This window comes from Bifidobacterium sp. AGR2158 (assembly GCF_000424225.1).
Classification (GTDB): Bacteria; Actinomycetota; Actinomycetes; order Actinomycetales; family Bifidobacteriaceae; genus Bifidobacterium; species Bifidobacterium anseris.
Genome location: NZ_AUJM01000011.1, coordinates 511,312 through 534,454 on the forward strand (window position 1 = coordinate 511,312; position 23,143 = coordinate 534,454).

At 65.0% G+C, this 23,143-nt stretch carries 19 protein-coding genes; 1 reads left to right on the forward strand and 18 read right to left on the reverse strand.

Going from position 1 to position 23,143, the window contains the following annotated elements; all coding sequences use genetic code 11:
* Positions 1–116 precede the first annotated feature (116 nt).
* Entirely contained in the window at positions 117–1,058 is a 942-nt protein-coding gene (locus G606_RS0102630; protein WP_026644658.1) for a metal ABC transporter solute-binding protein, Zn/Mn family, read from the forward strand.
* 179 nt (positions 1,059–1,237) lie between these two features.
* On the opposite strand, the gene G606_RS0102635 is transcribed toward G606_RS0102630, so the two are convergent.
* From G606_RS0102635 to G606_RS0102720, 18 genes are all read right to left on the reverse strand, one after another.
* On the reverse strand, positions 1,238–2,632 hold the full coding sequence (locus G606_RS0102635) for an NCS2 family permease (RefSeq protein WP_026644659.1): 1,395 nt from the start codon (positions 2,630–2,632) through the stop codon (positions 1,238–1,240).
* 142 nt (positions 2,633–2,774) lie between these two features.
* Entirely contained in the window at positions 2,775–3,554 is a 780-nt protein-coding gene (gene pstB, locus G606_RS0102640) for a phosphate ABC transporter ATP-binding protein PstB (RefSeq protein ID WP_026644660.1), read from the reverse strand.
* Between the two features lie 18 nt (positions 3,555–3,572).
* Entirely contained in the window at positions 3,573–4,571 is a 999-nt protein-coding gene (gene pstA, locus G606_RS0102645; protein WP_051198375.1) for a phosphate ABC transporter permease PstA, read from the reverse strand.
* On the reverse strand, positions 4,568–5,566 hold the full coding sequence (pstC, locus tag G606_RS0102650) for a phosphate ABC transporter permease subunit PstC (protein WP_026644662.1): 999 nt from the start codon (positions 5,564–5,566) through the stop codon (positions 4,568–4,570). Before pstC (G606_RS0102650) ends, pstA (G606_RS0102645) begins: the two co-directional genes overlap by 4 nt.
* A 75-nt stretch (positions 5,567–5,641) precedes the next feature.
* A complete protein-coding gene (gene pstS, locus G606_RS0102655; protein ID WP_026644663.1) occupies positions 5,642–6,778 on the reverse strand; it encodes a phosphate ABC transporter substrate-binding protein PstS in 1,137 nt (378 codons plus the stop codon).
* A gap of 338 nt (positions 6,779–7,116) precedes the next feature.
* The gene (gene pstB / locus G606_RS0102660; protein ID WP_026644664.1) at positions 7,117–7,896 is read right to left on the reverse strand and encodes a phosphate ABC transporter ATP-binding protein PstB; all 780 of its coding nucleotides are present in this window, start codon (positions 7,894–7,896) and stop codon (positions 7,117–7,119) included.
* Between the two features lie 72 nt (positions 7,897–7,968).
* Complete coding sequence (gene pstA, locus G606_RS0102665) at positions 7,969–8,961, reverse strand: phosphate ABC transporter permease PstA (RefSeq protein WP_026644665.1); 993 nt, start codon at positions 8,959–8,961, stop codon at positions 7,969–7,971.
* Positions 8,958–9,932, reverse strand: a complete 975-nt coding sequence (gene pstC, locus G606_RS0102670) for a phosphate ABC transporter permease subunit PstC (protein ID WP_026644666.1) — start codon at positions 9,930–9,932, stop codon at positions 8,958–8,960. Before pstC (G606_RS0102670) ends, pstA (G606_RS0102665) begins: the two co-directional genes overlap by 4 nt.
* Positions 9,933–9,937: 5 nt before the next feature.
* Positions 9,938–11,053 (reverse strand): phosphate ABC transporter substrate-binding protein PstS, encoded by a 1,116-nt coding sequence (locus G606_RS0102675; protein ID WP_026644667.1) that lies wholly within the window; start codon positions 11,051–11,053, stop codon positions 9,938–9,940.
* 110 nt (positions 11,054–11,163) lie between these two features.
* A complete protein-coding gene (locus G606_RS0102680) occupies positions 11,164–11,853 on the reverse strand; it encodes a response regulator transcription factor (protein WP_026644668.1) in 690 nt (229 codons plus the stop codon).
* Positions 11,850–13,109, reverse strand: a complete 1,260-nt coding sequence (locus G606_RS09630) for a sensor histidine kinase (RefSeq protein ID WP_051198377.1) — start codon at positions 13,107–13,109, stop codon at positions 11,850–11,852. Before G606_RS09630 ends, G606_RS0102680 begins: the two co-directional genes overlap by 4 nt.
* 4 nt (positions 13,110–13,113) lie before the next feature.
* On the reverse strand, positions 13,114–13,815 hold the full coding sequence (gene mtnN, locus G606_RS0102690; RefSeq protein WP_026644669.1) for a 5'-methylthioadenosine/S-adenosylhomocysteine nucleosidase: 702 nt from the start codon (positions 13,813–13,815) through the stop codon (positions 13,114–13,116).
* A 64-nt stretch (positions 13,816–13,879) separates the two neighbouring features.
* On the reverse strand, positions 13,880–15,016 hold the full coding sequence (locus tag G606_RS09635; RefSeq protein ID WP_034523552.1) for a 3-deoxy-7-phosphoheptulonate synthase: 1,137 nt from the start codon (positions 15,014–15,016) through the stop codon (positions 13,880–13,882).
* A 220-nt stretch (positions 15,017–15,236) separates the two neighbouring features.
* A complete protein-coding gene (locus G606_RS0102700; protein ID WP_081663907.1) occupies positions 15,237–17,249 on the reverse strand; it encodes an acyltransferase family protein in 2,013 nt (670 codons plus the stop codon).
* Positions 17,250–17,263: 14 nt separating this feature from the next.
* The gene (locus tag G606_RS0102705) at positions 17,264–18,391 is read right to left on the reverse strand and encodes a 3-deoxy-7-phosphoheptulonate synthase (protein WP_026644671.1); all 1,128 of its coding nucleotides are present in this window, start codon (positions 18,389–18,391) and stop codon (positions 17,264–17,266) included.
* A 225-nt stretch (positions 18,392–18,616) separates the two neighbouring features.
* Positions 18,617–19,954, reverse strand: a complete 1,338-nt coding sequence (locus G606_RS0102710) for a C1 family peptidase (protein WP_026644672.1) — start codon at positions 19,952–19,954, stop codon at positions 18,617–18,619.
* A 200-nt stretch (positions 19,955–20,154) separates the two neighbouring features.
* Positions 20,155–21,759, reverse strand: coding sequence for a cell division protein (locus tag G606_RS0102715; RefSeq protein WP_026644673.1), 1,605 nt, complete (start codon positions 21,757–21,759; stop codon positions 20,155–20,157).
* A gap of 416 nt (positions 21,760–22,175) precedes the next feature.
* On the reverse strand, positions 22,176–22,853 hold the full coding sequence (locus G606_RS0102720) for a pyroglutamyl-peptidase I (RefSeq protein WP_026644674.1): 678 nt from the start codon (positions 22,851–22,853) through the stop codon (positions 22,176–22,178).
* Positions 22,854–23,143: the final 290 nt, after the last annotated feature.

Sequence of the window (23,143 nt, forward strand, 5' to 3'; positions counted from 1 at the left end):
AGGACCGCTTATTGCGAACGATTCTCAATAATGCTACAGTGGTCGCATCAACGACCGACGGCTCGCGCGCATGCGCGCGAGCGCATACACTGACGAACGAAGAAACGAGGAACCATATGAAGAGACTGATGCGCGCCGTGCTCGCGGCGCTCGCCGGCGTCGCGACCGTCGCCGCCGTGAGCGCCTGCTCGACCAGCGATACCGCAAACGCCGGCAAGGGCACCGGCGAAGGCGGCAACGGGAACGCCGTCATCACCGTCATCGCGTCGAGCAACCAGTGGGGCTCGCTCGCGAAGGAACTCGGCGGCGACTACGTCGACGTCACAAGCATCCTCAACAACACCGGCACCGACGCGCACGACTACGAGCCGACGACGAACGACATCTCGAAGATCCAGAACGCGCAGGTCGCCGTCGTCAACGGAGCCGGATACGACGACTGGGCGCTCAAGGCGGCGCAGCAGTCGTCGAAGACGCTCGTCGTCGACGCAGCCGACGCGAGCGGCGTCAAGACCGGCGACAATCCGCACATCTGGTTCTCGGCGAACGCGCGCATCAAGACGGCGGATGCGATCACCGCCGACTACATCAAGCTGCAGCCCGCGCACAAAGCACAGTTCGAACAGTTGCACAAGACATGGCTCGACGAGGAACAGCAGCTCGACAAGGACCTCAAGGAACTCGCGAAGGACAAGGGCAGCAAGAACTACGCGGCCGTCGAATCGGTCGCGCAGTACCTCGCCGAGGACATGGGCCTGACGGACGTGACGCCGAAGGGCTACAAGCAGGCGTCCGCGAACGAATCGGAGCCGACGCCGTCGGACATCAAGGAATTCACGGACCTCCTCAAGAAAGGCGACATGCGCATGTTCATCACGAATTCGCAGGAGCCGAGCGAGATGAACGACCAGCTCGTCGCCGTCGCCGATTCCGGCAATGTGCCGGTCGTCGACGTGACCGAGCAGATGCCCGACCAGTACAAGTCGCTGCACGAATGGATGCGCGCGCTCGCCAAGCAGATCCAGGAGACGAACGGCGGCTCGAAGAGCGGCAAGTAGCCATCAGACCGCCTTCGCCACCGCGGCCATCGTGCGAGATGATCGCGCGGATCGTCCATATGACGGCAGGGCCCGCATCACCGAACAACGGGTGATGCGGGCCCTGCCGTATTCCATGCGCGAGACCGTGCGCGCCATGCGCATGCACGGCCTCGGATCACAGCTTCGCAGTCATCGCGCTACAGGATCGCCATGCATGCGAAGTCGAGGATGAAGAGCGCGGAGACGATCCAGACGATCGGATGGACCTCGGCCGCCTTCTTCTTGCAGACCTTGACGATGCAGTAGGTGATGAAGCCCGCGGCGATGCCGTAGGAGATCGAATACGCGAAGGCCATGAACACCGACGCGAAGAACGCCGGGATCGCCTCGGAGATGTCGTCCCAGCGCACTTCCTTGAGGGAGGCGGCCATCATGCAGCCGACGATGACGAGGACGCCCGCCGTCGCGGCGCTCGGCACGGCCGAGATGACCGGTGCGAAGAAGATCGACAGCGCGAAGCAGCAGGCGACGACGACCGAGGTCAGGCCGGTGCGGCCGCCCGCGGCGATGCCGGCCGACGATTCGACGTAGGTCGTCGTGTTCGAGGTGCCGAAGATCGAGCCGATCGACGTCGCGATCGAGTCGGCGAACAGCGCCTTGTCCATCTTCGACGAGAAGCCGTGTCCATTCTCGAGCGACTCCTCGTCGGCCTTCGAGAAGATGCCGGTGCGGCGGCCGGTGCCGATGAAGGTGCCGAGCGTGTCGAAGGTGTCCGACATCGAGAACGCGAAGATCGTCACGAGGACGAGCGGCAGCTTCGCCGGGTCGGCGAACAATGTGCCGAAGCCCTCATGGGAGAACAGCGCGCCGAAGGTCTGCGGCAGCTGTCCGAAGGCGTCGCCGATCGAGATGCTGTTGTTCATCGTCGTCAGGCCCATCGGGATGCCGATGACGGCGGTCAGCACGATCGCGAGCAGCATGCCGCCCTTGACCTTGAGAATCGTGAAGACGATGACGAGCAACAGGCCGATGAGGAACAGCCACAGCGTCGGCGTGTTGAGCGTGGCCATGCCCGGCACGGCGGACACGGCGCCGCCCTGGGCGGCCGCCTTCGGATCGTTCGGCGTGAAGGTGACGGCGGCCACGTTGAGCAGGCCGACGTAGGCGACGAAGAGGCCGATGCCGCCGCCGATCGCGTGCTGCAGCGACTCGGGGATCGCCTTGATGATCATCTTGCGCACCTTGGTGACGGTGATCAGGATGTTGATCAGACCGCACAGGAAGACCATGCACAGCGCCTGCTGCCAGGTGAAGCCGAGGCCGAAGCACACGGTGTAGGTGAAGAACGCGTTGAGGCCCATGCCCGGCGCCTGCGCGTACGGGACGTTCGCGAACAGGCCCATGACGAGCGTGCCGATGATCGCCGCGATGATCGTCGCGAGGAAGACGCCGCCCCATGGCATGCCGGTCTGCTGCAGGATCTGCGGATTGACGATGATGATGTAGGACATTGCGAAGAACGTCGTCAGACCGGCCATGCATTCCCTGCTGACCGTCGTGCCGTTCTCCTTGAGATGGAAGAACTTCTCCATGGAACACCCTGTTTTTCTTCTCGTGGACTCTAGTGTGCCGTCCCGTCCCGAAAGACAGGACAGCAAAAAGCTAGCACGGGCATGTAAAACGGAAGCGTTACATGGCGTTCGCCGATGGAGAAAACGGCGCCTGCGCAGCCGATCAGCCGAAGCGGCCGGAGATATAGCGTTCGGCCTCCTCGTTCTGCGGATCGTTGAACATCGTCGACGTGTCCGCGAAATACTCGAGGTGCCCGGGCTGTCCGACCGCCTTGAGATTGAAGAACGCCGTGTAGTCGGCCACGCGCGCCGCCTGCTGCATGTTATGCGTGACGATGACAATCGTATAGTCCCGTTTGAGTTCGTTGATGAGGTCCTCGACGGCGAGCGTCGAGATCGGATCGAGCGCCGAACACGGCTCGTCCATCAACAACACCGACGGATGCACGGCGACGGCGCGCGCAATGCACAACCGCTGCTGCTGGCCACCCGACAAACCAATTCCTGGATTGTCGAGACGATCCTTGACCTCGTTCCACAGATTCGCGCCGCGCAATGCCCATTCCACGAGGTCGTCGGCGTCCGATTTTGCGATCTTCTTGTTGTTGAGACGCACGCCGGCGAGTACGTTCTGCCTGATTGACATCGTCGGGAACGGATTCGGCCGTTGGAAGACCATGCCAATGTCGCGTCGCACGGCGACCGGGTCGGCCCCTTTCGCGTACAGATTGCGTCCTTCGAGCAGCACTTCGCCGCGCACGTGCGCGCCCGGCGTGATCTCGTGCATGCGGTCGAGCGTGCGCAGCACCGTCGATTTGCCGCAGCCAGACGGCCCGATGAAGGCCGTGACCTTGTTCGCCGCGATATGCAGGTTGACGTCTTCGACGGCGAGGAAATTGCCGTAGTAGATGTTGAGATGGTTGACGTCGATTTGCTGTCCCATATTCGGTGACGATTCCTTTCAGCGTTCGGCGTGGACGGCGCAGACGCGCGCGACGATCCTGCCGATGAGGTTGAGAATGAGCACGATGACGATGAGCACGAGCGCGGCCGACCACGCGCGCTCCATCGGGATCGTCGGCACGCACATGTCGCCGGCAGACGGCGCGCAGTTCGCGCTCAGTTTCGAATATTCCTGATAGACGTACACCGGCAGCGTCGTCATCTGTCCGGAGAACAGATTGACGTTCGTCGTGACGACGTAGCCGGCCGTCATCAGCAGCGGCGCCGTTTCGCCGATGACGCGCGCGATCGCGAGAATCGAGCCGGAGACGATGCCCGGCAGCGCCGTGCGCAGCACGACCTTCGTGATCGTGCGCTGTTTCGTGACGCCCAATGCGAGCGACGCCTCACGCAGCGCATCCGGCACGACCTTGAGCATCTCCTCCGAAGATTTGCACACCGTCGGGATCATCAGCAGCGCGAGCGCGACCGATCCTTCGACGCCGTTGAAGGTGCCGGGACCGAAGATCATCGAGAACAACGACAGCGCGAACAGGCCGGCGACGATCGACGGGATGCCGCTCATGACATCGACGAGCAGGCGGATCGTCGTCGCGAGTCGCGAACCATCGCGCGCGTATTCGATCAGGTACACGGCGCACATGACGCCGATCGGGATCGAGATCGCCATCGCGCCGAAGGTGATCTCCAATGTGCCGATGATCGCGTGCAGGACGCCGCCGTAGCCGCCAGCCGCCGTCGGGTTGCCACCGACGACGCCGGTCATGTTATGGGTCAGGAATCCCAGGTCGAGACGGCCGATTCCGTGCACGAGCGTCGTCCACAGCAGCGAGACGAGCGGGATGAGCGCGAGCGCGAAGGTCGCCGTGAACAGCGCACGCATCAGGCGGTCCTTGCGGCGGCGCGCGGCGGCCGTCGATCGTGACGGGCGGAAACTGTCGAGGTCGAGGTCGGAGAGCATCCTCTCGACCGGCGGATTGCATTCGAGCGTGGTCATGAGACGGCCTTTCCGGTGAGTCTGCGAGCCATGTAGTTGACAGCGAAGGTGATCGCGAAGAGCACGAGTCCGGTCGCGATGAGCACGCAGACGCCCAGACCGTTCGCTTCGGGGTATTGGGCGGCGATGTTCGCGGCGATTGTCTGGCTTTGCGAGGCCTGCAGCAGATGGAACGAGTATTTGAGCCCTGGCGAGAGGATCATCAGCACGGCCATCGTCTCGCCGAGCGCGCGGCCGAGGCCGAGCATCGACGCGGAGATGATGCCCGAGCGGCCGAAGGGCAGCACGGCGAGCCTGATCGTCTCCCACTGCGTCGCGCCGAGCGCCAGGGCCGCCTCTTCGTGGAGTTTCGGCGTCTGCAGGAAGACGTCGCGCGTCATCGATGTGATAATCGGCAGGATCATCACGGCCAGCACAAGCGCGACGGTCCCCACCGTGCGCGACGGATTTGCGGCGGGACCGGCGAAGAGCGGAATCCACCCGAGGTGTTCAGCGACCCAATCCCAGAACGGGTAGATCGCCGGCACGAGTACGAGGCCGCCCCACAGGCCGTAGACGACCGAGGGAATCGCGGCGAGCAGATCGATGATCGTGTTGAGCGCGCCAACGAATCGCCGCGGTGCATACTGCGAGATGAAGACGGCGATGCCGAGCGCGACGAAGAACGCGATGCCGAGCGCGAGCGCGGCGACGAGCACTGAGCCGAACAGCAGCGGCGGCACGTACTGCCAGAACGATGTGAGGCGGCCGCCGGTGAAACTGGAGACGACGGCGTCGACGGCGCCGCGCGGGCCGCCGATCGCCGGCCATGCGCGCAGCAGCAGGAAGACGGCGACGGCGGCGAGCACGGCGAGGATGAGCAGGCCGCTGCCGTAGGCGAGGGCTGCGAAGACGCGGTCCGCCGTGCGTCCGCGATGCGCCGTGCCGTCATCGGCGGCGCTTGCGGTGGCGGTCGTGGCGGTCGCGGCGGTGGTCGCGGCCGCGGTTTCAGTAATGACTGTGTTCATCGCAGGCTGCGGGACATCGATAGCTTGGACATCGATATCAGACATCGGTATGGGTCCCGTCACTCACTCGGCCTTGATCTGCCCGATCGACGCGGCGATGCGCCCCGTCAGTGTCTCCGGCAGCGGCGCGACGCCGGCCGCGGCCTGCGCCGTCTGCTGTCCTTCGGCGCTCGTGACGTAGCTGAGCCACGCCTTCGCGAAGCGCGCGTCCTGCGGATCCTTGTAGGCCGGGCAGACGATGTCGTAGGAGACGAGCACGATCGGGTACGCGCCTGCCGCCTTCGTCGTGTGGTTGATCGTGACGACGATGCGGTTGTCGCCGTCAACGCTCGTGTCGAGCTGCGAATCGGCGATGACCTTCGAACCTGCTTCGGCGGAGATCGGCGTGTAGTCGTCGCCGACCTTGACGGCGACGGAGCCGAGTTCGCCCACCTGCGAGAAGTCCGCGTACCCGATTGTGCCGTTCGCCTGCTGGATCGTCGAGACGACGCCGGAAGTGCCCTTCGCGCCCTGACCGATCTCGTTCGGCCAGTTCTCGGACAGTTCGTAGTCCCACTGTTCAGGCGCGGCGTCCTTGAGATAGCTGACGAAGTTGAGCGTCGTGCCCGACTTGTCCGAGCGGTGGACGACGGTGATCGCGAGGTCGGGCAGCTTGAGATCGGGGTTCTGCGCGGCGATCCGTTCGTCGTTCCAGCGCGTGATGCGGCCGGCGAACACGTCGGCGATCGTCGCCGCGTCCATGTTGATGTGCTTGCCCGCGTCCGAGATGCCCTGAAGATTGAAGGCGACGGCAATCGGCGAGATGTAGACGGGCACGTCGAAGGCGGTGCCCGACGCGCACACGTCCTTCGAGGCCGCCACTTCGTCGTCGCTTAGCGCCTTGTCCGAGCCCGCCCATGCGGTCGATCCGCTGAGGAAGGCGCTGACGCCCGCGCCCGATCCGGAGGGGTTGTAGGCGACGGTCGCGTTCGGCGCGACGCCGCGGAACCCTTCGATCCACGCTTCGACGGCGGTCTGCTGCGAGGACGCGCCGGCGCCGGCGTATTCACCGCTCAGCGACGCCGCGTCCGCCGCAGTCGTCCCGTCCGCCATCGCGGTCGTGGCCGTCGACGCCGTGTTGTCGCCGCAGGCGGCGAGCGATGCGAGCAGTGCGATGCCACAAACGGCGGCCGTGGCGCGCAGAGGGAAATGATTGTTCATGATGATGCTCTCTGTTCTCTTGAATCTCTATGTAGTCAATGGTTGATAATGCGTTTTCCCACGCATTGCATTGCGTATTGTTCAACGTGTCCCGAGTCGATGCCCCGGTTGATTCCGCGTTGTGATTCCAGCTTAGAACGTTGACAGAGAGCCGCTGCACGGTTTCGGTGAACACCAAGTGAACAGTCACCCAACATTGTATGGCGGCCTGTATGCCGCTTGCTTGATGCTGCATGATATGAACAAATAAAGCGAGGTCCGCCCCACGTTGTGTGGAGCGGACCTCGAAGAAAATAGCTGCCGGCGGCTGTGTTCTGTACAGTCGGTGGCCGCGCCGATCAGCCGAAGCGGCCGGAGACGTAGCGTTCGGCTTCCTCGTTCTGCGGGTTGTTGAACATCGTCGACGTGTCGGCGAAATACTCCAGATGACCCGGCTGGCCAACGGCCTTGAGGTTGAAGAACGCCGTGTAGTCGGCCACGCGCGCCGCCTGCTGCATGTTATGTGTGACGATGACGATCGTGTAGTCGCTCTTGAGCTCCTCGATGAGATCCTCGACGGCGAGCGTCGAGATCGGATCGAGCGCCGAACACGGCTCGTCCATCAACAACACCGACGGATGCACGGCGACGGCGCGCGCGATGCACAACCGCTGCTGCTGACCGCCCGACAAACCAATACCCGGATTGTCGAGACGATCCTTGACCTCGTTCCACAGATTCGCGCCGCGCAGCGCCCACTCCACGAGATCGTCGGCGTCCGACTTGGCGATCCTGCGGTTGTTGAGCGAGACGCCGGCGAGCACGTTCTGCCTGATTGACATCGTCGGGAACGGATTCGGCCGCTGGAAGACCATGCCGACATCGCGACGCACGGCGACCGGATCGACGTCCTTCGCATACAGATTGCGTCCTTCGAGCAGCACCTCGCCGGTCACATGCGCGCCCGGCGTGATCTCATGCATGCGGTCGAGCGTGCGCAGCACCGTCGACTTGCCGCAGCCAGACGGCCCGATGAAGGCCGTGACCTTGTTCGCCGCGATATGCAGGTTGACGTCTTCGACGGCGAGGAAATTGCCATAGTAGATGTTGAGATGATTGACGTCGATTTGCTGTCCCATACGTTCCTTCCTTGACTGCCTGAACTGCCTTGCATGCGTATGCGTACGTCGTGCCGGGGCGCGCCCGCCTGCTCATTTCTTCTTCGGTGCGAAGACCTTCGCGACGATCCTGCCGATGAGGTTGAGGATGAGCACGATGACGATGAGCACGAGCGCGGCCGACCACGCGCGCTCCATCGGGATGCCGGTGACGCAGCCGCTGCCGGCGTCCGCCGGACAGTTCGCGTGGTACTTCGAATACTCCTGGTAGACGTACACCGGCAGCGTCGTCATCTCGCCCGAGAACAGGTTCGCGTTCGTCGAGACGATGTAGCCGGCCGTCATCAGCAGCGGCGCCGTTTCGCCGATGACGCGCGCGATCGCGAGAATCGAGCCGGAGACGATGCCGGAAAGCGCGGTGCGCAGGACGACCTTCGTGATTGTGCGCTGCTTCGTGACGCCCAGCGCGAGCGACGCCTCACGCAGATCGTTCGGCACGATCTTGAGCATCTCCTCGGTCGTCTTGACGACGGTCGGGATCATCAGCAGCGACAGCGCGACCGAACCCTCGAAACCGCTGAGCGTGCCGGGGCCGACGAGGATCGCGAACATCGAATAGGCGAACAGGCCGGCGACGATCGACGGGATACCGCTCATGACGTCGACGAGCAGATGGATCGTGCGCGCGAGCCGCGAGCCGCCGGCGTATTCGATCAGGTACACGGCGCACATGACGCCGATTGGAATCGAGATGACCATCGCGCCGAGAGTGATCTCTAACGTGCCGATGATTGCATGCAGGATGCCGCCGTAGCCGCCCGAAGGCGTCTGGTTGCCGCCGATGACGTTCGTCATGTTATGCGACAGGAAATCCCAGTTGAGACGGCGCGCGCCGTGCACGAGCGTCGTCCACAGCACCGAGACGAGCGGAATCAACGCGATGACGAAGGCGAGGATGATGAGCGCGCGCATCGCGATGTCCTTGCGTTTGCGCGCCGCCGTGTACGAACGGGTCGGATTGAATTTGTCGAAGTCGATCGACGGCGTCTGATCGACCTGAGGCGAGGACTGCGGTTGGGCCATCATTTGCTCGCTTTCTCGGTGATGCGGCGCGCCAGCAGATTCACGAGGAACGTGATGATGAACAGCACGAGACCGGTGCCGATGAGCACGGAGACGCCGATGCTGTCGGCCTCCGGATACTGCGCGGCGATGTTCGCGGCGATCGTCTGGTTCTGCGAGGCCTGCAGCAGGCGGAACGAGTATTTGAGTCCAGGAGACAGGATCATCAATACGGCCATCGTCTCGCCAAGCGCGCGGCCGAGGCCGAGCATCGACGCGGAGACGATGCCCGAACGCGCGAAGGGCAGCACCGAAAGGCGGATCATCTCCCACTTCGTCGCACCGAGGCCGAGCGCCGCCTCCTCGAGCAGCTTCGGCGTCTGCAGGAAGATGTCGCGCGTGATCGACGTGATGATCGGCAGGATCATGATTGCGAGCACGAGCGCGACGGTCGCGACGGTGCGCGGCGGATTCGCTGCGGGGCCGGCGAAGAGCGGGATCCAGCCGAGATGCTCGGCGACCCAGTTCCAGAACGGGTAGATTGCCGGGACGAGCACAAGGCCGCCCCACAGGCCGTAGATGACCGACGGGATCGCGGCGAGGATGTCGACGATGTAGCTGAGCACGGCGGCGAGGCGCTTGGGCGCGTAATGCGAGATGAACAGCGCGATGCCGATCGAGACGAAGAACGCGATGACGAGCGCGAGCGCGGCGACGAGCACGGTGCCGAACAGCAGCGGGCCGACGTAGCCCCAGAAGCTCGTCGCGCGGCCGCCGGTGAAGTTCGCGATGACCTCGCTGTTCGTGTGCTGGTCGCCGCCGATGAGCGGCCATGCGCGGAACAGCAGGAACAGCGCGACGGCGGCGAGGACGACGAGGATCAGGATGCCGCAGGCGTAAGCGACGCCGCGGAAGATGCGGTCGGCCTTCTCGCCGTTGACAGGCTTCGTCAGCGATGAGGCGTCGGATGGTGAGGGTTTCGATGCCGATGTCATGGGATTCATCTCGTTTCCATCGCGTCCACGGAGGCGCGCACGTATGCGGCGATATTGTCGGGCAGCGGCGCCGATCCGGTCGCCTTCATCGCCTGCTCCTGGCCTTTCGTGCTCGTGACGTAGCTGAGCCATGATTTCGCGAAGCGTGCCGTGTTCTCGTCCGGATAGGCGGGGCATGCGATGTCATAGGAGACGAGCACGATCGGGTACGCGCCTTCAAGGCTTGTCGTGTGGTTGATGTCGAGGACGACGCGATGCTCGCCGGCGGCCGACTTGTCGATCGATGAATCGGCGACGGCCTTCGAGGCCGCCTCGGCCGAGATCTCGGTGTAGCCGTCGCCGACCTTGACCGCGACGGTGCCCATGCCGCCGGCCTGCGAGAAGTCGGCGTAGCCGATCGTGCCGTTCGCCTGATCGATTGTCGAGATGACGCCGGACGTGCCCTTCGCGCCCTGACCGACGTCGTTCGGCCAGTTCTCCGAAAGCTCGTACGGCCAGTCCTTCGGCGCGGCCGCCTTGACGTATTCGAGGAAGTTGAGCGTCGTGCCCGACTTGTCCGAGCGGTGCACGACGGTGATCGGCAGGTCGGGCAGCTCGAGGTCCGGGTTCTGCTTCGCGATCGCCGCGTCGTTCCAGCGTGTGATCTTCCCGTTGAAGATCCGCGCGACAGTCGCCGCGTCCATGTTGACGTGGGCGCCGGCGTCGGAGATGCCGTGCAGATTGAAGACGATCGCCAACGGCGAGATGTAGACCGGCACGTCGAATGCCGTCCGTCCCGCGCACACCCGCTTCGACTCCTCGACCTGACGGTCGTCGAGCGGCTTGTCGGAGCCCGCCCAGACGGTCGCGCCGGTCAGGAACGTGACGACGCCCGCGCCGGAGCCAGACGGGTTGTAGGAGATCTTCGCGTCCGGATTCGTCTTCTGGTAGCCGGCGATCCATGCTTCGACGGCCGTCTGTTGCGAGGACGCGCCGGCGCCGGCGAAGCTGCCCGAGACCGATGCGGCGTTCGCCGTCGGCCGGTTGTCGGGGTCGACGTTGTCGCCGCACGCCGCGAGCGCGGCGACGCAGACGACGCCGCACAGCGCCGCGAGCGCGCGCCGGCCAAGATTGCTACGCATGTGGTGTCCTTTGGTCACGATGCCATTCTATCCAACCAATCCAGTGTAGGGGACGGCGCAGATGCGCCCGCGCTGGAAAAGTGAATTTAGCGTGAACGATCGCGCCGCAGTCACTGTCCGATCCGGTAGCCGACGCCGCGCACTGTCGTCAGCAGCGTCGGATGCGCCGGGTCGTCCTCGATCTTCGCGCGGATGCGTTTGATGTGCACGTCGAGCGTCTTCGTGTCGCCGACGTAGTCGCTGCCCCAGACGCGCGCGATGAGCTGGTGGCGCGTGAGCACATGCCCTTTGTTGCGCAGCAGGTATTCGAGGACTTCGAATTCCTTGAGCGGGAACGCCGTCAGTTCGCCGCGCACGCGCACCTCGTGCGACGCGGTCGACAGTTCGATTGGCCCGCAGCTGAGCGTGCGTTCTGCGTCGGCACCCTCGTCGCGGCCTTCGAGGCTGCGGCGGAGCACTGCGTGGATGCGCGCGAGCAGTTCACGGAACGAGTACGGCTTCGTCACATAGTCGTCGGCGCCGATCTCGAGACCGATGATGACGTCGTTCTCCGTCGATTTCGCCGTCACCATGATGATCGGCACACGCCGCAGCTCGCGCATGCGCCGGCACAGTGTCGTCCCCGAAACGCCGGGCAGCATCAGATCGAGCAGCACGAGATCGAACTCCATCTCCTGATAGATCGTCCACGCCTGCTCGCCGCTCGCCGCGCCGTAGGCCTCGTAGCCTTCGCGCGTGAGCTGGTAGAGCAGCGGATCGAGATACGACGGTTCGTCCTCGACGATCAGTATGCGCGTCATCGACGCTCCTCCTTCTGCTGATGGTCGGCATCAGCAACGATTGCAGTGTCCGCAGTGCCTGCAGTGTCCGCGAGCGGCAGCGTCACCGTGAACGTCGAGCCCTGCCCGGGCCGCGACCACAGCTCGATGCGCCCGTGGTTGGCGTGCACATGATGGTTGGCGATCGACAATCCGAGGCCGGTGCCTCCGGTGAGCCGCGAGCGCGCCGGGTCGACGCGGTAGAAACGTTCGAAGACGCGTCCCTGCAACTGCTGCGGAATGCCGACGCCGTGGTCGACGACGCGGATGCGCGCCTCGTCGCCGGTGCGCGCAAGCTCGACGGCGACGGTGGCGCCTTCGGGCGAATAGTTGATTGCGTTCTCGACGATGTTCTTGAGCGCGATGTGCACGCCGGCGGCGTCGACGTCGACCGGCAGCGGCGCGCCGTTGGCATCGTCGCGCAGCCGCACGACTGCGCGACGCGCGGCCGCCGTGACCTCGGTGTCGGCGATTGCATGCGCGACGAGTTCGCGCACGTCGACGACATGCGTCGGCCGTTCGTCGCCGGCGTTCATGCGTCCCAGTTCGATGAGGCGTCGCACGAGCCCGTCGAGTCGTTTCGCCTCGACGCCGATGCGCGCGGCGAAATGACGGATCATGTCGACGTCGTCACCGGCATCGGCGATCGTCTCGGCGAGCAGCATGATTGCGCCGACCGGCGTCTTGAGTTCATGGGAGACGTTCGTGACGAAGTCGCGACGCACACGGTCGACGCTGCGCCGGTAGCCGGTATCGGCGCACACGAGCGTGACGCGCGCCGCCGGCGGCTGAGTATTTGCCTGCGTCGTCGATTGTGCGGTCGGTTGTGCGGTCGGTTGCGTGGTTGCCTGCGTCGTGACCTGTGCGGTCGCGGCGATGTGCATGGGTCCGCCGTCGCGCTCGAGCGTCAGCTCACGGCTGACGGGACCGTGCGCGGCCTCGCGCACGAGCGCGCGCACGGCGTCGTCGGCGAGCATGCCGTCGACGATGATGCCGCGTTCGACGGCCGCCTCGTTCGCGGCGAGCACGGTGCCGTCCGGCTCGGCGACGACGACCGACTCCTCAAGCATCGCGAGCATGCGGCGTTCGCCGTCGATCGCGTCGACGTCGCCATGGCCGGCGAACAGCGCGGCGTCGTGCGGCGGCCGTCGCCGCGCCGCGCCGATGCGGTAGGCGACGACGGCCGTCACGGCCATGACGAGCACGGCCGAGCACACCATCGCGAGCGCCGGCGTCATCGTCTCACATCCTGCGCAGGATCTCGACGGCGAGTTTTGCCGCCGTGTCCGCGTAGTCGCTCACATCGAAGGAGCGGAAATCCTCGTAGTCGGTGTCGGCGTTGTCGCTCATCGCGCGGATGACGAGTGCCGGCACGTCGTTGCGGGCGGCGACGTGCGCGACGGCGGCACCTTCCATCTCGACGGCGTCGGCGTGCGTCTCGCGGATGACACGTTCGACCTGTTCGGGCGAGTCGACGAAGTAGTTGCCGGAGGCGATGACGCCGTTGATGTGGTGGATGCCCATGCCGTCGAGCGCGTCCTCGGCGAGCGCGATGAGTTCGCGATCGGAGTGGAATTCCTCGGTGCGTGGCTTCCACTGGCCGATCAGGCGCATGTCGGTGTCGAGGTAGCGCAATGTTTCGCCCAGGACGATGTCGTTGATGTGCAGATCGGGGTTGAGATTGCCGGCGATGCCGGAGAACAGCACGGCGTCCGGCTGCGCGACGTCGATGAGGCACTGCGTCGTCGCAGCCGCGTTGACAAGTCCCATGCCGCCGACGGTCACCGAGACATTGAGTTCGCGTCCCTCGTGCGTCGGCAGCGTGCCGCGCGTGATCGTCAGGCTCGCGCGGTGTTCTTCGCGCACGTCATCGAGCGAGGCGGCGATGTGCGCGGCCTCCTCGTCGAGCGCGCTGATGATGGCAACGGAGCTGAAACTGGCCATGGGTGTCCTTCCGGTTGTTCGTTTATTGATGATGTGCTGTATCGATGACGTGCGTGTGCCGTCGTCAGCGCCAGCGGCGTGCGCTGACGGCTTCGGCGAGTTCGTGCAGCAAACGGTCGGTCTCGGGCCAGCTGATGCAGCGGTCGGTGATCGACTTGCCGTAGACGAGCTTGTCGAGCGGCGCCTCGGGCTGGTTGCCGCCTTCGATGAAGCTTTCCATCATGACGCCGGTGATGCCCGGCTCGCCGGCGGCGATGCGCGCAGCGATGTCACGCACGACGGCGGCCTGACGCACCTCGTCCTTGCCGGAGTTGCCGTGCGAGCAGTCGATGATCAGGCCGTGTGCGGCCGCTGTGTCGGCACCCATCGACGAGCGGATCATCGCCATCGCCTCGCCCACCGACACGGCGTCGTAGTTCGGGCCGTGGCTCGAGCCGCGCAGCACGATGTGGCAGTCGGGGTTGCCGAGCGTCTCGACCGCGCAGGCACGCCCCATATGGTCGATACCGAAGAAGGTGTGCTGGCCGGCCGCCGTGATGCAGCTGTTCATCGCCGCCTTGACCGAGCCGTCGGTCGCGTTCTTGAAGCCGATCGGCATGCTCAGGCCGCTCGCAAGCTGGCGGTGCACCTGGCTTTCGGTGTTGCGCGCCCCGATCGCGCCCCAGCTGATCGCGTCGGAGATGTACTGCGGGCTTGTCGGTTCGAGGAATTCGGTCGCGGCCGCAAGCCCCGCGCCGAGCACGTCGAGCAGCGTCTTTCGGGCGAGCAGCAGACCTTTTTGGATGTTGTGGCTGCCGTCGATGTCCGGATCGTTGATCAGGCCCTTCCAGCCGACGGTGCTGCGCGGCTTCTCGAAATAGACACGCATGACGATGAGCAGTTCGCCCTCGAGCTCCTGCTTGACTTCGTACAGCCGCTGCGCATAGTCGAGCGCGGCCTTCGGGTCGTGCACCGAGCACGGACCGACGATGACGAGCAGACGGTCGTCCTGCCCGTAGAGGCATGCGCGGATTTCGTCACGCGAATAGGCGACGATGTCCTGCGCGGCGGCGTCGAGCGGCAGCGCCGACAGCACCTGTGCCGGTGTCGGCAGCGGGTCGAGCTCCATGACGCGGCGGTTGATGATGCGGTCGATGCCGACGGCGTCCTCCCAGCGCGGCAGGTCGGGGATCGCCGTCAGCGGGTTGCCTCCGGCGGCCATGACGGCGTGCACCTCGTCGAGCCTGTCCGCCGTGTAGGTCAGCGGTTCGCCGTTCTCGATCGCACGCCGATGGTCCTCGAAGAACGTGTGCCCGGGCGTGTCGCCGCGATGCGGGTCCTGATCACTCATCTACGATGCTCCTTCTTGTTCCGGCCTCAGCTTAGCAAGGGCCGGCGCACGGCGCATCCATCTGCACCGTGCGCGCACATCGCCGCAAGCATCACTGCGGGCACACGGCGCGCATCAGCATCTGCTCGTAGGCCTGCGTGCCCAATTCATTCGGATGCGTGCCGTCGTCGTACAGATATTCGGGATGCGCGCCGGAAAGCGCCGCCCAATCGATGACGCCGACGTTCGGATGCGCCTTCGCGGTATCAACGAACATCTGATTCGTCTGGTCGATCCACCCGACCGGCGCACGCGTCGTCAGGAAATACAACGGCCGTCCGTTCGCCAGACGGATGACCTCGTCGACGCTCTGCTGCGTCGGCGGCCCGTTCGTGCCGAGCGCGAAGACGATGAGCTGCGGATCCTCGGCGCCCAGATACTGGCGCAGCAGATCGACGCCGGTGCCGAACTGGCGGCTGACGGCGCCGTCGACGTGCAGATTCGGGAAATGCTGCATGAGCACCGGCGCGACGCCTTCAGTCACCGAATCGCCGACCATGAGGATGCGCGCGTCGCAGGTGCCGGCAGCCGCGTCGCAACGCCAGCGCGACGGATCGAGATTGTCGGGCGCCTTGAGCGCCTCGACCTTCGGCTTCGGCGGCTCGGGCGCCTCCTTCGCCATCTCCTTCGGCGTGGACGGCGACGGTTGCGGTTTGCGCTGCGCGTCGAGTTCCTTGCGCGCCTGCTCGGCCGTCATGCCGAGTTCGGGACGCAGCGCGACGGCGCGTTCATGCGTGAGCTGACGCCACGGCAGCGGCAGCAGCATGATGACGATGATGACGACCCCCGTCACCGCGCCGATGAAGGCACCCGGACGCTGCGTGCGCTCGGGATTGTCGTATCGGCGGCGCGTCCACGGCAGCCACGGCGCGCCGCGCAACGCCTCGACGCACTGATAGAAGACCTCGCCGACGACGAGGATGACGAGGAACTGGCCGACGACGAACCACCACGGCGTGGCGGCGCGCGTCGCAGGATTCATGACGAGCAGCAGCGGATAATGCACAAGATACAGCGAGAACGAGCGCGAGCCCAGATAGGCGAGCGCCTTGACGCCCATCGCGCGTCCGAAGACGCCCGGCAGCGTCCCCGCCCACAGCATCGCCGCCGTCAGCAGCGCATAGAGCAGAAAACCGCCGTGGTACATCCACGCAGACGAGGCGTCGACGACGAACATCGAGACGACGAGGGCAATCAGGCACAGGCAGGCGGCGACGTCGACGGCACGTCCCGCCGTCAGCGGCAGCACATGCGCGCCGAAACGCAGATCGCGGCGGCGCTCGCGCCATGTCAGATCGGCCTTTCCATCGTCGCTTCGCCGATGCATGAGGACGGCGAGCAGCGCGCCGACGAACAGTTCGGCGGCGCGCGTGTCGAGCCCGTAGTACATGCGCGACGTGTCATGCCCCGGCGCGTACAGCATCGCCATCTCGATCGTCGAGGCCGCGATGAGCGCGGCGATCGTGCAGGCGCGCGCCCACGTGCGGCGCATGAAACACACGATGAGCGCGAGCAACAGCGGCCACAGCAGATAGAACTGCATGATCAGGCTCGTGTACCACAGATGCGTCAGCGGCGACGGCAGCCCGGCGGCATCGAAATACGAGACGTGGCGGAAGATGTACGACCAGTTGCTGTAGAACAGCGCGCTCGGCACGGCGTCGGCGCGCAGCTTGAGCAGCAGCGACGGCGCCCACATATAGACGACGACGGACGCGAATGCGATCGTCGTGAGCACCGGCGGCCAGATGCGGCGCGCGCGGCGCACGATGAAGCGCGGATACGAGCAGCGCGACGCCTCCATCAGCCCAAGCAGACCGCGCGTAATCAGAAATCCGGACAATACAAGGAAGACGGTGACGCCAAGGAAACCGCCGACGGCGAGCGACGGGCGCGCATGGTAGAGCAGCACGCCGCCGATCGCGAGCGCGCGCAGGCCGTCGATGACGCGGATGTGGGCGCCCGGCGCCGATTCGCGGCGCGCGGTCGGGCGGATGGACGGGGTGGGCGCGGGCTTGCCGCCGCGCAGCTGCGACGCGTTGCCGCTGGCGATGATGCGTTGCATCGTGCGATGGGCGCTCAGTTGCCGCGGCGGGTGGCGACGGCGTCGGCGAGTTCGCGCAGCACCTGCTCGGTGCGGTCCCACGGCACGCAGGCGTCGGTCACCGACTGGCCATAGACGAGCTGGTCAAGCGGCGCCGGCTTCTGATGGCCGCCCTTGAGGAAGCTTTCCATCATGATGCCGAGGATGCCGCGTTCGCCGGCGGCGATGCGCGACGCAATGTCCTCGACGACGCGCGCCTCGACGACCTCATCCTTGCCGCAGTTGCCGTGCGCGGCGTCAATGACGAGGCCGTGGTTGCTCGGGCCGGCAGCCGTCGACGCCTTGAGCGCCTCAAGCGCCTCGGCGACCGAGACCGGATCGTAGTTCGGGCCGCTGCTCGAGCCGCGCAACACAAGATGGCAGTCGGGGTTGCCTTTCGTCTCGGCGGAGATGACCTGGCCGTCGAGGTTGACGGACAGGAAATGGTGTTCGAAGGCGGCCGTGTAGCACGAGTCGGCGGCAGGCTTGATCGAGCCGTCGGTCGCGTTCTTGAAGCCGATCGGCATGCTCATGCCGCTCGCGAGTTCGCGGTGCACCTGACTTTCAGTATTGCGCGCGCCGATCGCGCCCCAGCTGATGAGGTCGCACAGGTACTGCGGCGTGATCGGGTCGAGCCATTCGGTCGCCGCGGGCAGCCCGAGCGACAGCACGTCGGTGAGCACCTTGCGCGCGAGCCACATGCCTTTGCGGATGTCGAAACGGCCGTTGAGGTCGGGATCGTTGATCAGGCCCTTCCAGCCGATCGTCGTGCGCGGCTTCTCGAAATAGACGCGCATGACGATCATCAATCGATCCTTGAGTTCCTCGTTGAGCGCGGCGAGCCGCGTCGCATACTCGTGCGCGGCGGCGGGGTCGTGGATCGAGCACGGGCCGACGATCGCGAGGACACGGTCGTCGCGGCCGTGCAGGATATCGCGGATCTGCCGGCGTGAGGACAGCACGAGTTCGCTCATCGCGTCGGTCAGCGGCAGCTCCTTGATGAAATAGCGCGGAGCCGGGATCGGGTCGAGCTGACGGATGTTGACGTCGACGGTCTCAGGGACCACGGCGCGCGCGTCAAGCACATTGTCCTGCGAACTGTCCGGACCACGGAGGGCTGCCATCGTTCGTTCCTCTTCTTCCTCTTATCGATCCTCTTGCATGCTGCGAACGTTCCCGGGCGGGAAATCGGATACCCATACTAGGTCACATCCCCTGACGTATCGGCGTCGCGTATCACAAAGCGGCGCATGGGTCGCAAAACCCACGCGCCGCTGAGAGGAAATAGGCCGGAATGTGGTCGGATTGGTCGTGACGGCCGCGGCGGTCACCTCGGCGGATCGGACGTGTTACGCGAGCGCACCCATCGGATCCCAGGCCGGCAGCATCGTCGCCGGCTCGTCGAGCGCCTTGAGGTACTCGTCGGGCAGCATCGCCTTCGGCACGGCCACTTCGAAGACGTACTCGTCGAACCAGTCGTCGCCCATCGTGAAGTAGCCTTTGTCGGCGATCTTCGTGCCCCACGAATTCTCGACGCGCCAACGGCGGGTCGTCGTGCCGTCATCGGCGACGTCAACGCCGACGAAAGCCATCGCATGGTTCATCGCCGAATCGCCGAAGCGCACACGCTGCTCCTTCGTCATGTCGAAATCGACGCGGTAGACCTTGCCGTATTCGAACAGGTCGGTCGCCCATGCGCCGTCGGCGCGATCCATCATCGGATGGCAGTCGGCGCCGAACCACACCGGAATGCCCTGCTCGACGAGGATGTCGCGCACGCAGTCCTTCATGAACTGCACGGGCACGTTGAGGTACTCGGTCGGGTCGCCGCCGACGACGTTGCCCAGATGTTCGATGCCGATCTTGCGGCCCTTCGCATGTTCGCGACGCGGGTCGTCGACGAGGCAAACGTAGCTTTCGAGGTCGGCGGAACCGACGTAGCGGTTCCAGAACTCCTGCGGCGTGATCTCGCCGTCGCGGTGGAAGACGCCGTCGGCGTCGGTCCACTCCCAGTGGAAGCGCTTCGGCGGCTCGCCAAGGTGGATCGTGAGCATACGATGGCCGGCTTCGACGGTGCGGCGCACGATATCGTCGATCTGCGAAGGATCGTCGACCATGTGCGCAACGGCCGTGTGCAGCAGGCGACGCAACTGCGTGTTCATCTCGCCGGTGTTCTTCGACGACTCGGTCTCCGGATAGAGGTCCTTCGGCACGGCGCCGTATTTCTTATAGACGTTGAGCGCCATCGTCCATTGGCCGCCGTCGCCCATGACGTCGGCGAGCATGTGCTGGAACAGACGCGAGTCGATCGGCTCGCCGCCGCGGATCAGATCGGCCATGTCGCCCATGAAATAGTTGATGCGCTCGAGCTTGTCGTAGTACATCGCATAGTTCTGCGAGAACTCGAACTCCTTGAGGTTCATGTTCTTCTTCGCGACGAAACGCGCCACGTTGAGCGAGCTGAACAGCCAGCAGCGGCCGGAACGGTCCTGATGGGTCGCCTCGCCGTTGTCGACGGTCGTCGAGAAACGGCGCTGCAGCAGGCGCGCGCGGTCGTAGTTGCGCGCGACCTTGTCGATGCCGGCGCTCGTGACGGCGTTCATCGCCATGCGGTTGACGGGGTCGGAGTCGAAGTCGGCGGTCAGCTGGTTGAGTTCGTCGGCGGACAATGGGGTGATTGCGGTCAATGTTGCTCCTTGCTACTGGTCAGTGGTTTTGGTGGTTGTCACAGGTGACGGTGGTTGGCGCGGGTTGACTGTTGGTTGGACTGCTGTGGTCGGCAGTGGTTGCCGCGTGCAGCCACGTGTCGGCGGACGGCGCGCACCGTGGTATGTGAACGTCCGGAACGCGCGATTACGGCCGTTACGGGCGGTCGTCGAGGCTGCCGTCAGTCGGTCAGCTGCGTGTCGTCGGGGTCGTTGTCGCTCGCGTCGAAGGCCGGTGCGTCGGCGGATCCGTCGGTGGCGGTTTCGGTCACGTCGATGACCTCGGTCGTGCTTTCCTCGGCGTGCGGCGCGACGACGGTCGCATCGGCGTCGGCAGTTGTGTCGGCGGCGGCGTCCTCATGTTCGGGCATCGTCGGCGCAGGCGGCACGATCGGCGTGTGCGACGCGTGGTCGTCGTCGATGAGCACGGTCGTGTCGGCATCGGCATCGGCATCGGCATCGGCATTGTCGTCGGCGTCGTTGTCGGATTCGACGAAGGCGTTGACGACGGACATGTTGTCGGTCGAATGCGCGTTGTCGACGCCGAGGCCGAAGCCGGCGAAGGCGTTCGCGAACATCGAACGCAGCTCGGAGACGCGCTGCGTGATATCGGCTTCGCGGCGCTGCAGGTCGCCGATGCGCTTCGTCAGGCCATCGAGTTCGGACTGCGCGGCGCGACGACGCTGCTCGATCTGGTTGCTCGCCTCCTCGCTCGCCTTGCGCACCGTCTGCGCCGACTCCTCGTCAGCCTCCTTGCGCTTGTGCGCGGCGTACGCGTCGGCCTCCTCGCGGATCTGCTTCGCTTCGGCAATCTGCGTCTCGGCCTCCTCCTTCGCCTGCTGGCGGCGTTCTTCGAGGTTCTTGAGCAGTTCGGCGACCTTCTTCGTCGCCTCGTCCTGCTGCGCGGCGATGTCGGCGCGGATCTGCTCGACTTCGGCGTTGACTTGGCTCATCGTCTTCGTACGGTTGACTTCGGCCGTGTCGGTGATCTCCTGCGCATGCGACTTCGCGGAATCGGTGATTTCGCCGGCCTTGCGCTGCGCCTCGGTCATCAGCTTCGACACCTGCTCGCGCACGTCGGCGAGTTTCTTGTTCGCGTCGGCGAGCGCCGTCTCGATCTGGTCGTTCGTTTCGCTCTTGAGACGCGCAATCTCCTCGTTCGCGCTGCGACGCTGATCGCTGATCTGCTGCGTCGCCTGCGCGCGCAGTTCGGCGAGTTCGCGCTCCTGCGACGCCTTCTCGGCTTCGAGACGCTTGACATGCTCCTCGCGCGAGTTCGTCAGCTCGAGGTCGAGCGTCTGGCGCTGCTCACTGACCATCTTCGCCGTCGACGCCTTGAGCTGGCTCGCTTCCTGCTGCGCGTTCGTGATGATCGTCGTCGCCTCGTTCTGCGCGTTCTTGAGCATCGTGTCGGCCTTCGCCTGGGCGTCGTCGACGAGATGCTGCGCATCGAGCTTGGCGTTGTTGATCAGCGTCTGCGACTGCGACTGCGCCTCGACGCGCGCGCTCGCCGCATCCTTCTTCGCACGTTCGAGCAGTTCGGTGCTCGTCTGTTCGGCGGAGGCGAGCATCTGCTGCGCGTTCGCGCCGAGCGACGCGAAGGAGTTGTCCGACGTGGCCTTGCGGTTCTTCTCCTCCTGCAGCTGCGCCTGGAGCTGCAGCACGGTGTCGTCCCCGGCCTTCACCTGTTCGCGCAGACGGTCGATCGTCGTCTGCGCCGCAATCATCGCCTCATCCACACGTTCTTTGTCGTAGCCACGCAGCACGACCGGGAATCGCTCAACCATTAGTCATTCCTTTCGCGAAAGGGTGTTCGCAAGACCTTGCGCGCGTCCGCGACGCACGCCTACAGCATGAACTTTAGTCTATGCATATCGCCTGCCGCCGTCGCAACACGCGGAAACTCACAGTAGGCGCAAAACCACATCCCCAGTGCGGTGGTGCGGTGGTGCGGTGGTGCGGTGGTGCGGTGGTTGTTGGTGTTGGTGTTGGTGTGTGCGGTACCGCGGCAGCAGTCCGTAGTTGACCCCAACCACAAACCTCCATCTCAACCCTTCTGAATGGCAGTCCATAGTTGACCTCAACCACCGACTGCCATTTACGGCCGCTCAGATGGCAGTCCGTAGTTGAACCCAACCACAGACCTCCATCCCAGCCCCCCCTAGACGGCAGTATGTGATTGACTTCAACTACCGACTGCCACCTACAGCAGAATGTCTTCGCGGGTGGGCTGCAGATAGTAGCGGGCGGAGGCGCGGATGAGATCCTTGCCGGCCTGGATCTGCTGACGCAGCGACAGGCCGTGCTGCGGATGCGGATGCTCGTTGACGAGCGGCAGGTTGACGAATCCGCCCATCGTGTCGCCGCGCTGCGCCGCCCATTCCTGCAGATGGTAGAACAGCGCATTGCACACATAGGTGCCGGCGTCCGAGCTCAGCGTCGCCGGAATGTTGTCCTGGGCGAACGCGTTGAGGATTGCGCGCAGCGGCAGCCCGGTCCAGTACGCCGCCGGACCGTCCTCGTTGATGACGCGTCGGCCGGGGATGACATTTTCTGCATCGGGGCGCGTCGTGTCCTTGAGGTTGATCGCGCACCGTTCGAGCAGAATGCCGCGCGCCGCGCGTTTGAGCCCGGTCGCGATGACGATGTTCGGCTGCACCTCCTCGAGCGTGGCATGCAGTTTCGCCCATCCGTTGCGGAAACTGACCGGCACATGCACGGCCGTCACGTCGATCGCGACGTCGTGCAGCGGGTCCTCAATGTTGTTCCGATCGACGTCGACGCCTTCGTTCGCAAGCGCGTCGGGCACGACGAGCGACGGGTTCACGCTGACGCCCTCATAGGGATCGAATCCGGAAATCACGACGGTAAGTTGCTCCATGTCTCCCCAGTGTAGACGCGCGGCGCAGATGCTGCAGTGTGAACGTACGTCAGCATAACCACGCACTTGCATAACCACGCGCCCCATAGTCGCGCGCCACCATGAACATCCGCCGCACCGGCATGCATCCCGCATGCATCTCGGCTGAGCGATAGCATTTCGCGCGACTACCCCACCTATCAATCTCCAAAACCGCATGATTCCGCGGGGCATACTCGCCTACCCGCAAGAAAAATGCACCCTCCCAGCCGAGATACCAGCGAACCGCCACCCGACACGGACCTACACAG

What these genes read in the sequence shown, in the direction of transcription:
- G606_RS0102630 (WP_026644658.1), top strand. Translation starts at nt 117, where the DNA reads ATGAAGAGACTGATGCGCGCCGTGCTCGCGGCGCTCGCCGGCGTCGCG.
- G606_RS0102635 (WP_026644659.1), bottom strand. Translation starts at nt 2,632, where the DNA reads ATGGAGAAGTTCTTCCATCTCAAGGAGAACGGCACGACGGTCAGCAGG.
- pstB (WP_026644660.1), bottom strand. Translation starts at nt 3,554, where the DNA reads ATGGGACAGCAAATCGACGTCAACCATCTCAACATCTACTACGGCAAT.
- pstA (WP_051198375.1), bottom strand. Translation starts at nt 4,571, where the DNA reads ATGACCACGCTCGAATGCAATCCGCCGGTCGAGAGGATGCTCTCCGAC.
- pstS (WP_026644663.1), bottom strand. Translation starts at nt 6,778, where the DNA reads ATGAACAATCATTTCCCTCTGCGCGCCACGGCCGCCGTTTGTGGCATC.
- pstB (WP_026644664.1), bottom strand. Translation starts at nt 7,896, where the DNA reads ATGGGACAGCAAATCGACGTCAATCATCTCAACATCTACTATGGCAAT.
- pstA (WP_026644665.1), bottom strand. Translation starts at nt 8,961, where the DNA reads ATGATGGCCCAACCGCAGTCCTCGCCTCAGGTCGATCAGACGCCGTCG.
- pstC (WP_026644666.1), bottom strand. Translation starts at nt 9,932, where the DNA reads ATGACATCGGCATCGAAACCCTCACCATCCGACGCCTCATCGCTGACG.
- G606_RS0102675 (WP_026644667.1), bottom strand. Translation starts at nt 11,053, where the DNA reads ATGCGTAGCAATCTTGGCCGGCGCGCGCTCGCGGCGCTGTGCGGCGTC.
- G606_RS0102680 (WP_026644668.1), bottom strand. Translation starts at nt 11,853, where the DNA reads ATGACGCGCATACTGATCGTCGAGGACGAACCGTCGTATCTCGATCCG.
- G606_RS09630 (WP_051198377.1), bottom strand. Translation starts at nt 13,109, where the DNA reads ATGACGCCGGCGCTCGCGATGGTGTGCTCGGCCGTGCTCGTCATGGCC.
- mtnN (WP_026644669.1), bottom strand. Translation starts at nt 13,815, where the DNA reads ATGGCCAGTTTCAGCTCCGTTGCCATCATCAGCGCGCTCGACGAGGAG.
- G606_RS09635 (WP_034523552.1), bottom strand. Translation starts at nt 15,016, where the DNA reads ATGGCCGCCGGAGGCAACCCGCTGACGGCGATCCCCGACCTGCCGCGC.
- G606_RS0102700 (WP_081663907.1), bottom strand. Translation starts at nt 17,249, where the DNA reads ATGCAACGCATCATCGCCAGCGGCAACGCGTCGCAGCTGCGCGGCGGC.
- G606_RS0102705 (WP_026644671.1), bottom strand. Translation starts at nt 18,391, where the DNA reads ATGGCAGCCCTCCGTGGTCCGGACAGTTCGCAGGACAATGTGCTTGAC.
- G606_RS0102715 (WP_026644673.1), bottom strand. Translation starts at nt 21,759, where the DNA reads ATGGTTGAGCGATTCCCGGTCGTGCTGCGTGGCTACGACAAAGAACGT.
- G606_RS0102720 (WP_026644674.1), bottom strand. Translation starts at nt 22,853, where the DNA reads ATGGAGCAACTTACCGTCGTGATTTCCGGATTCGATCCCTATGAGGGC.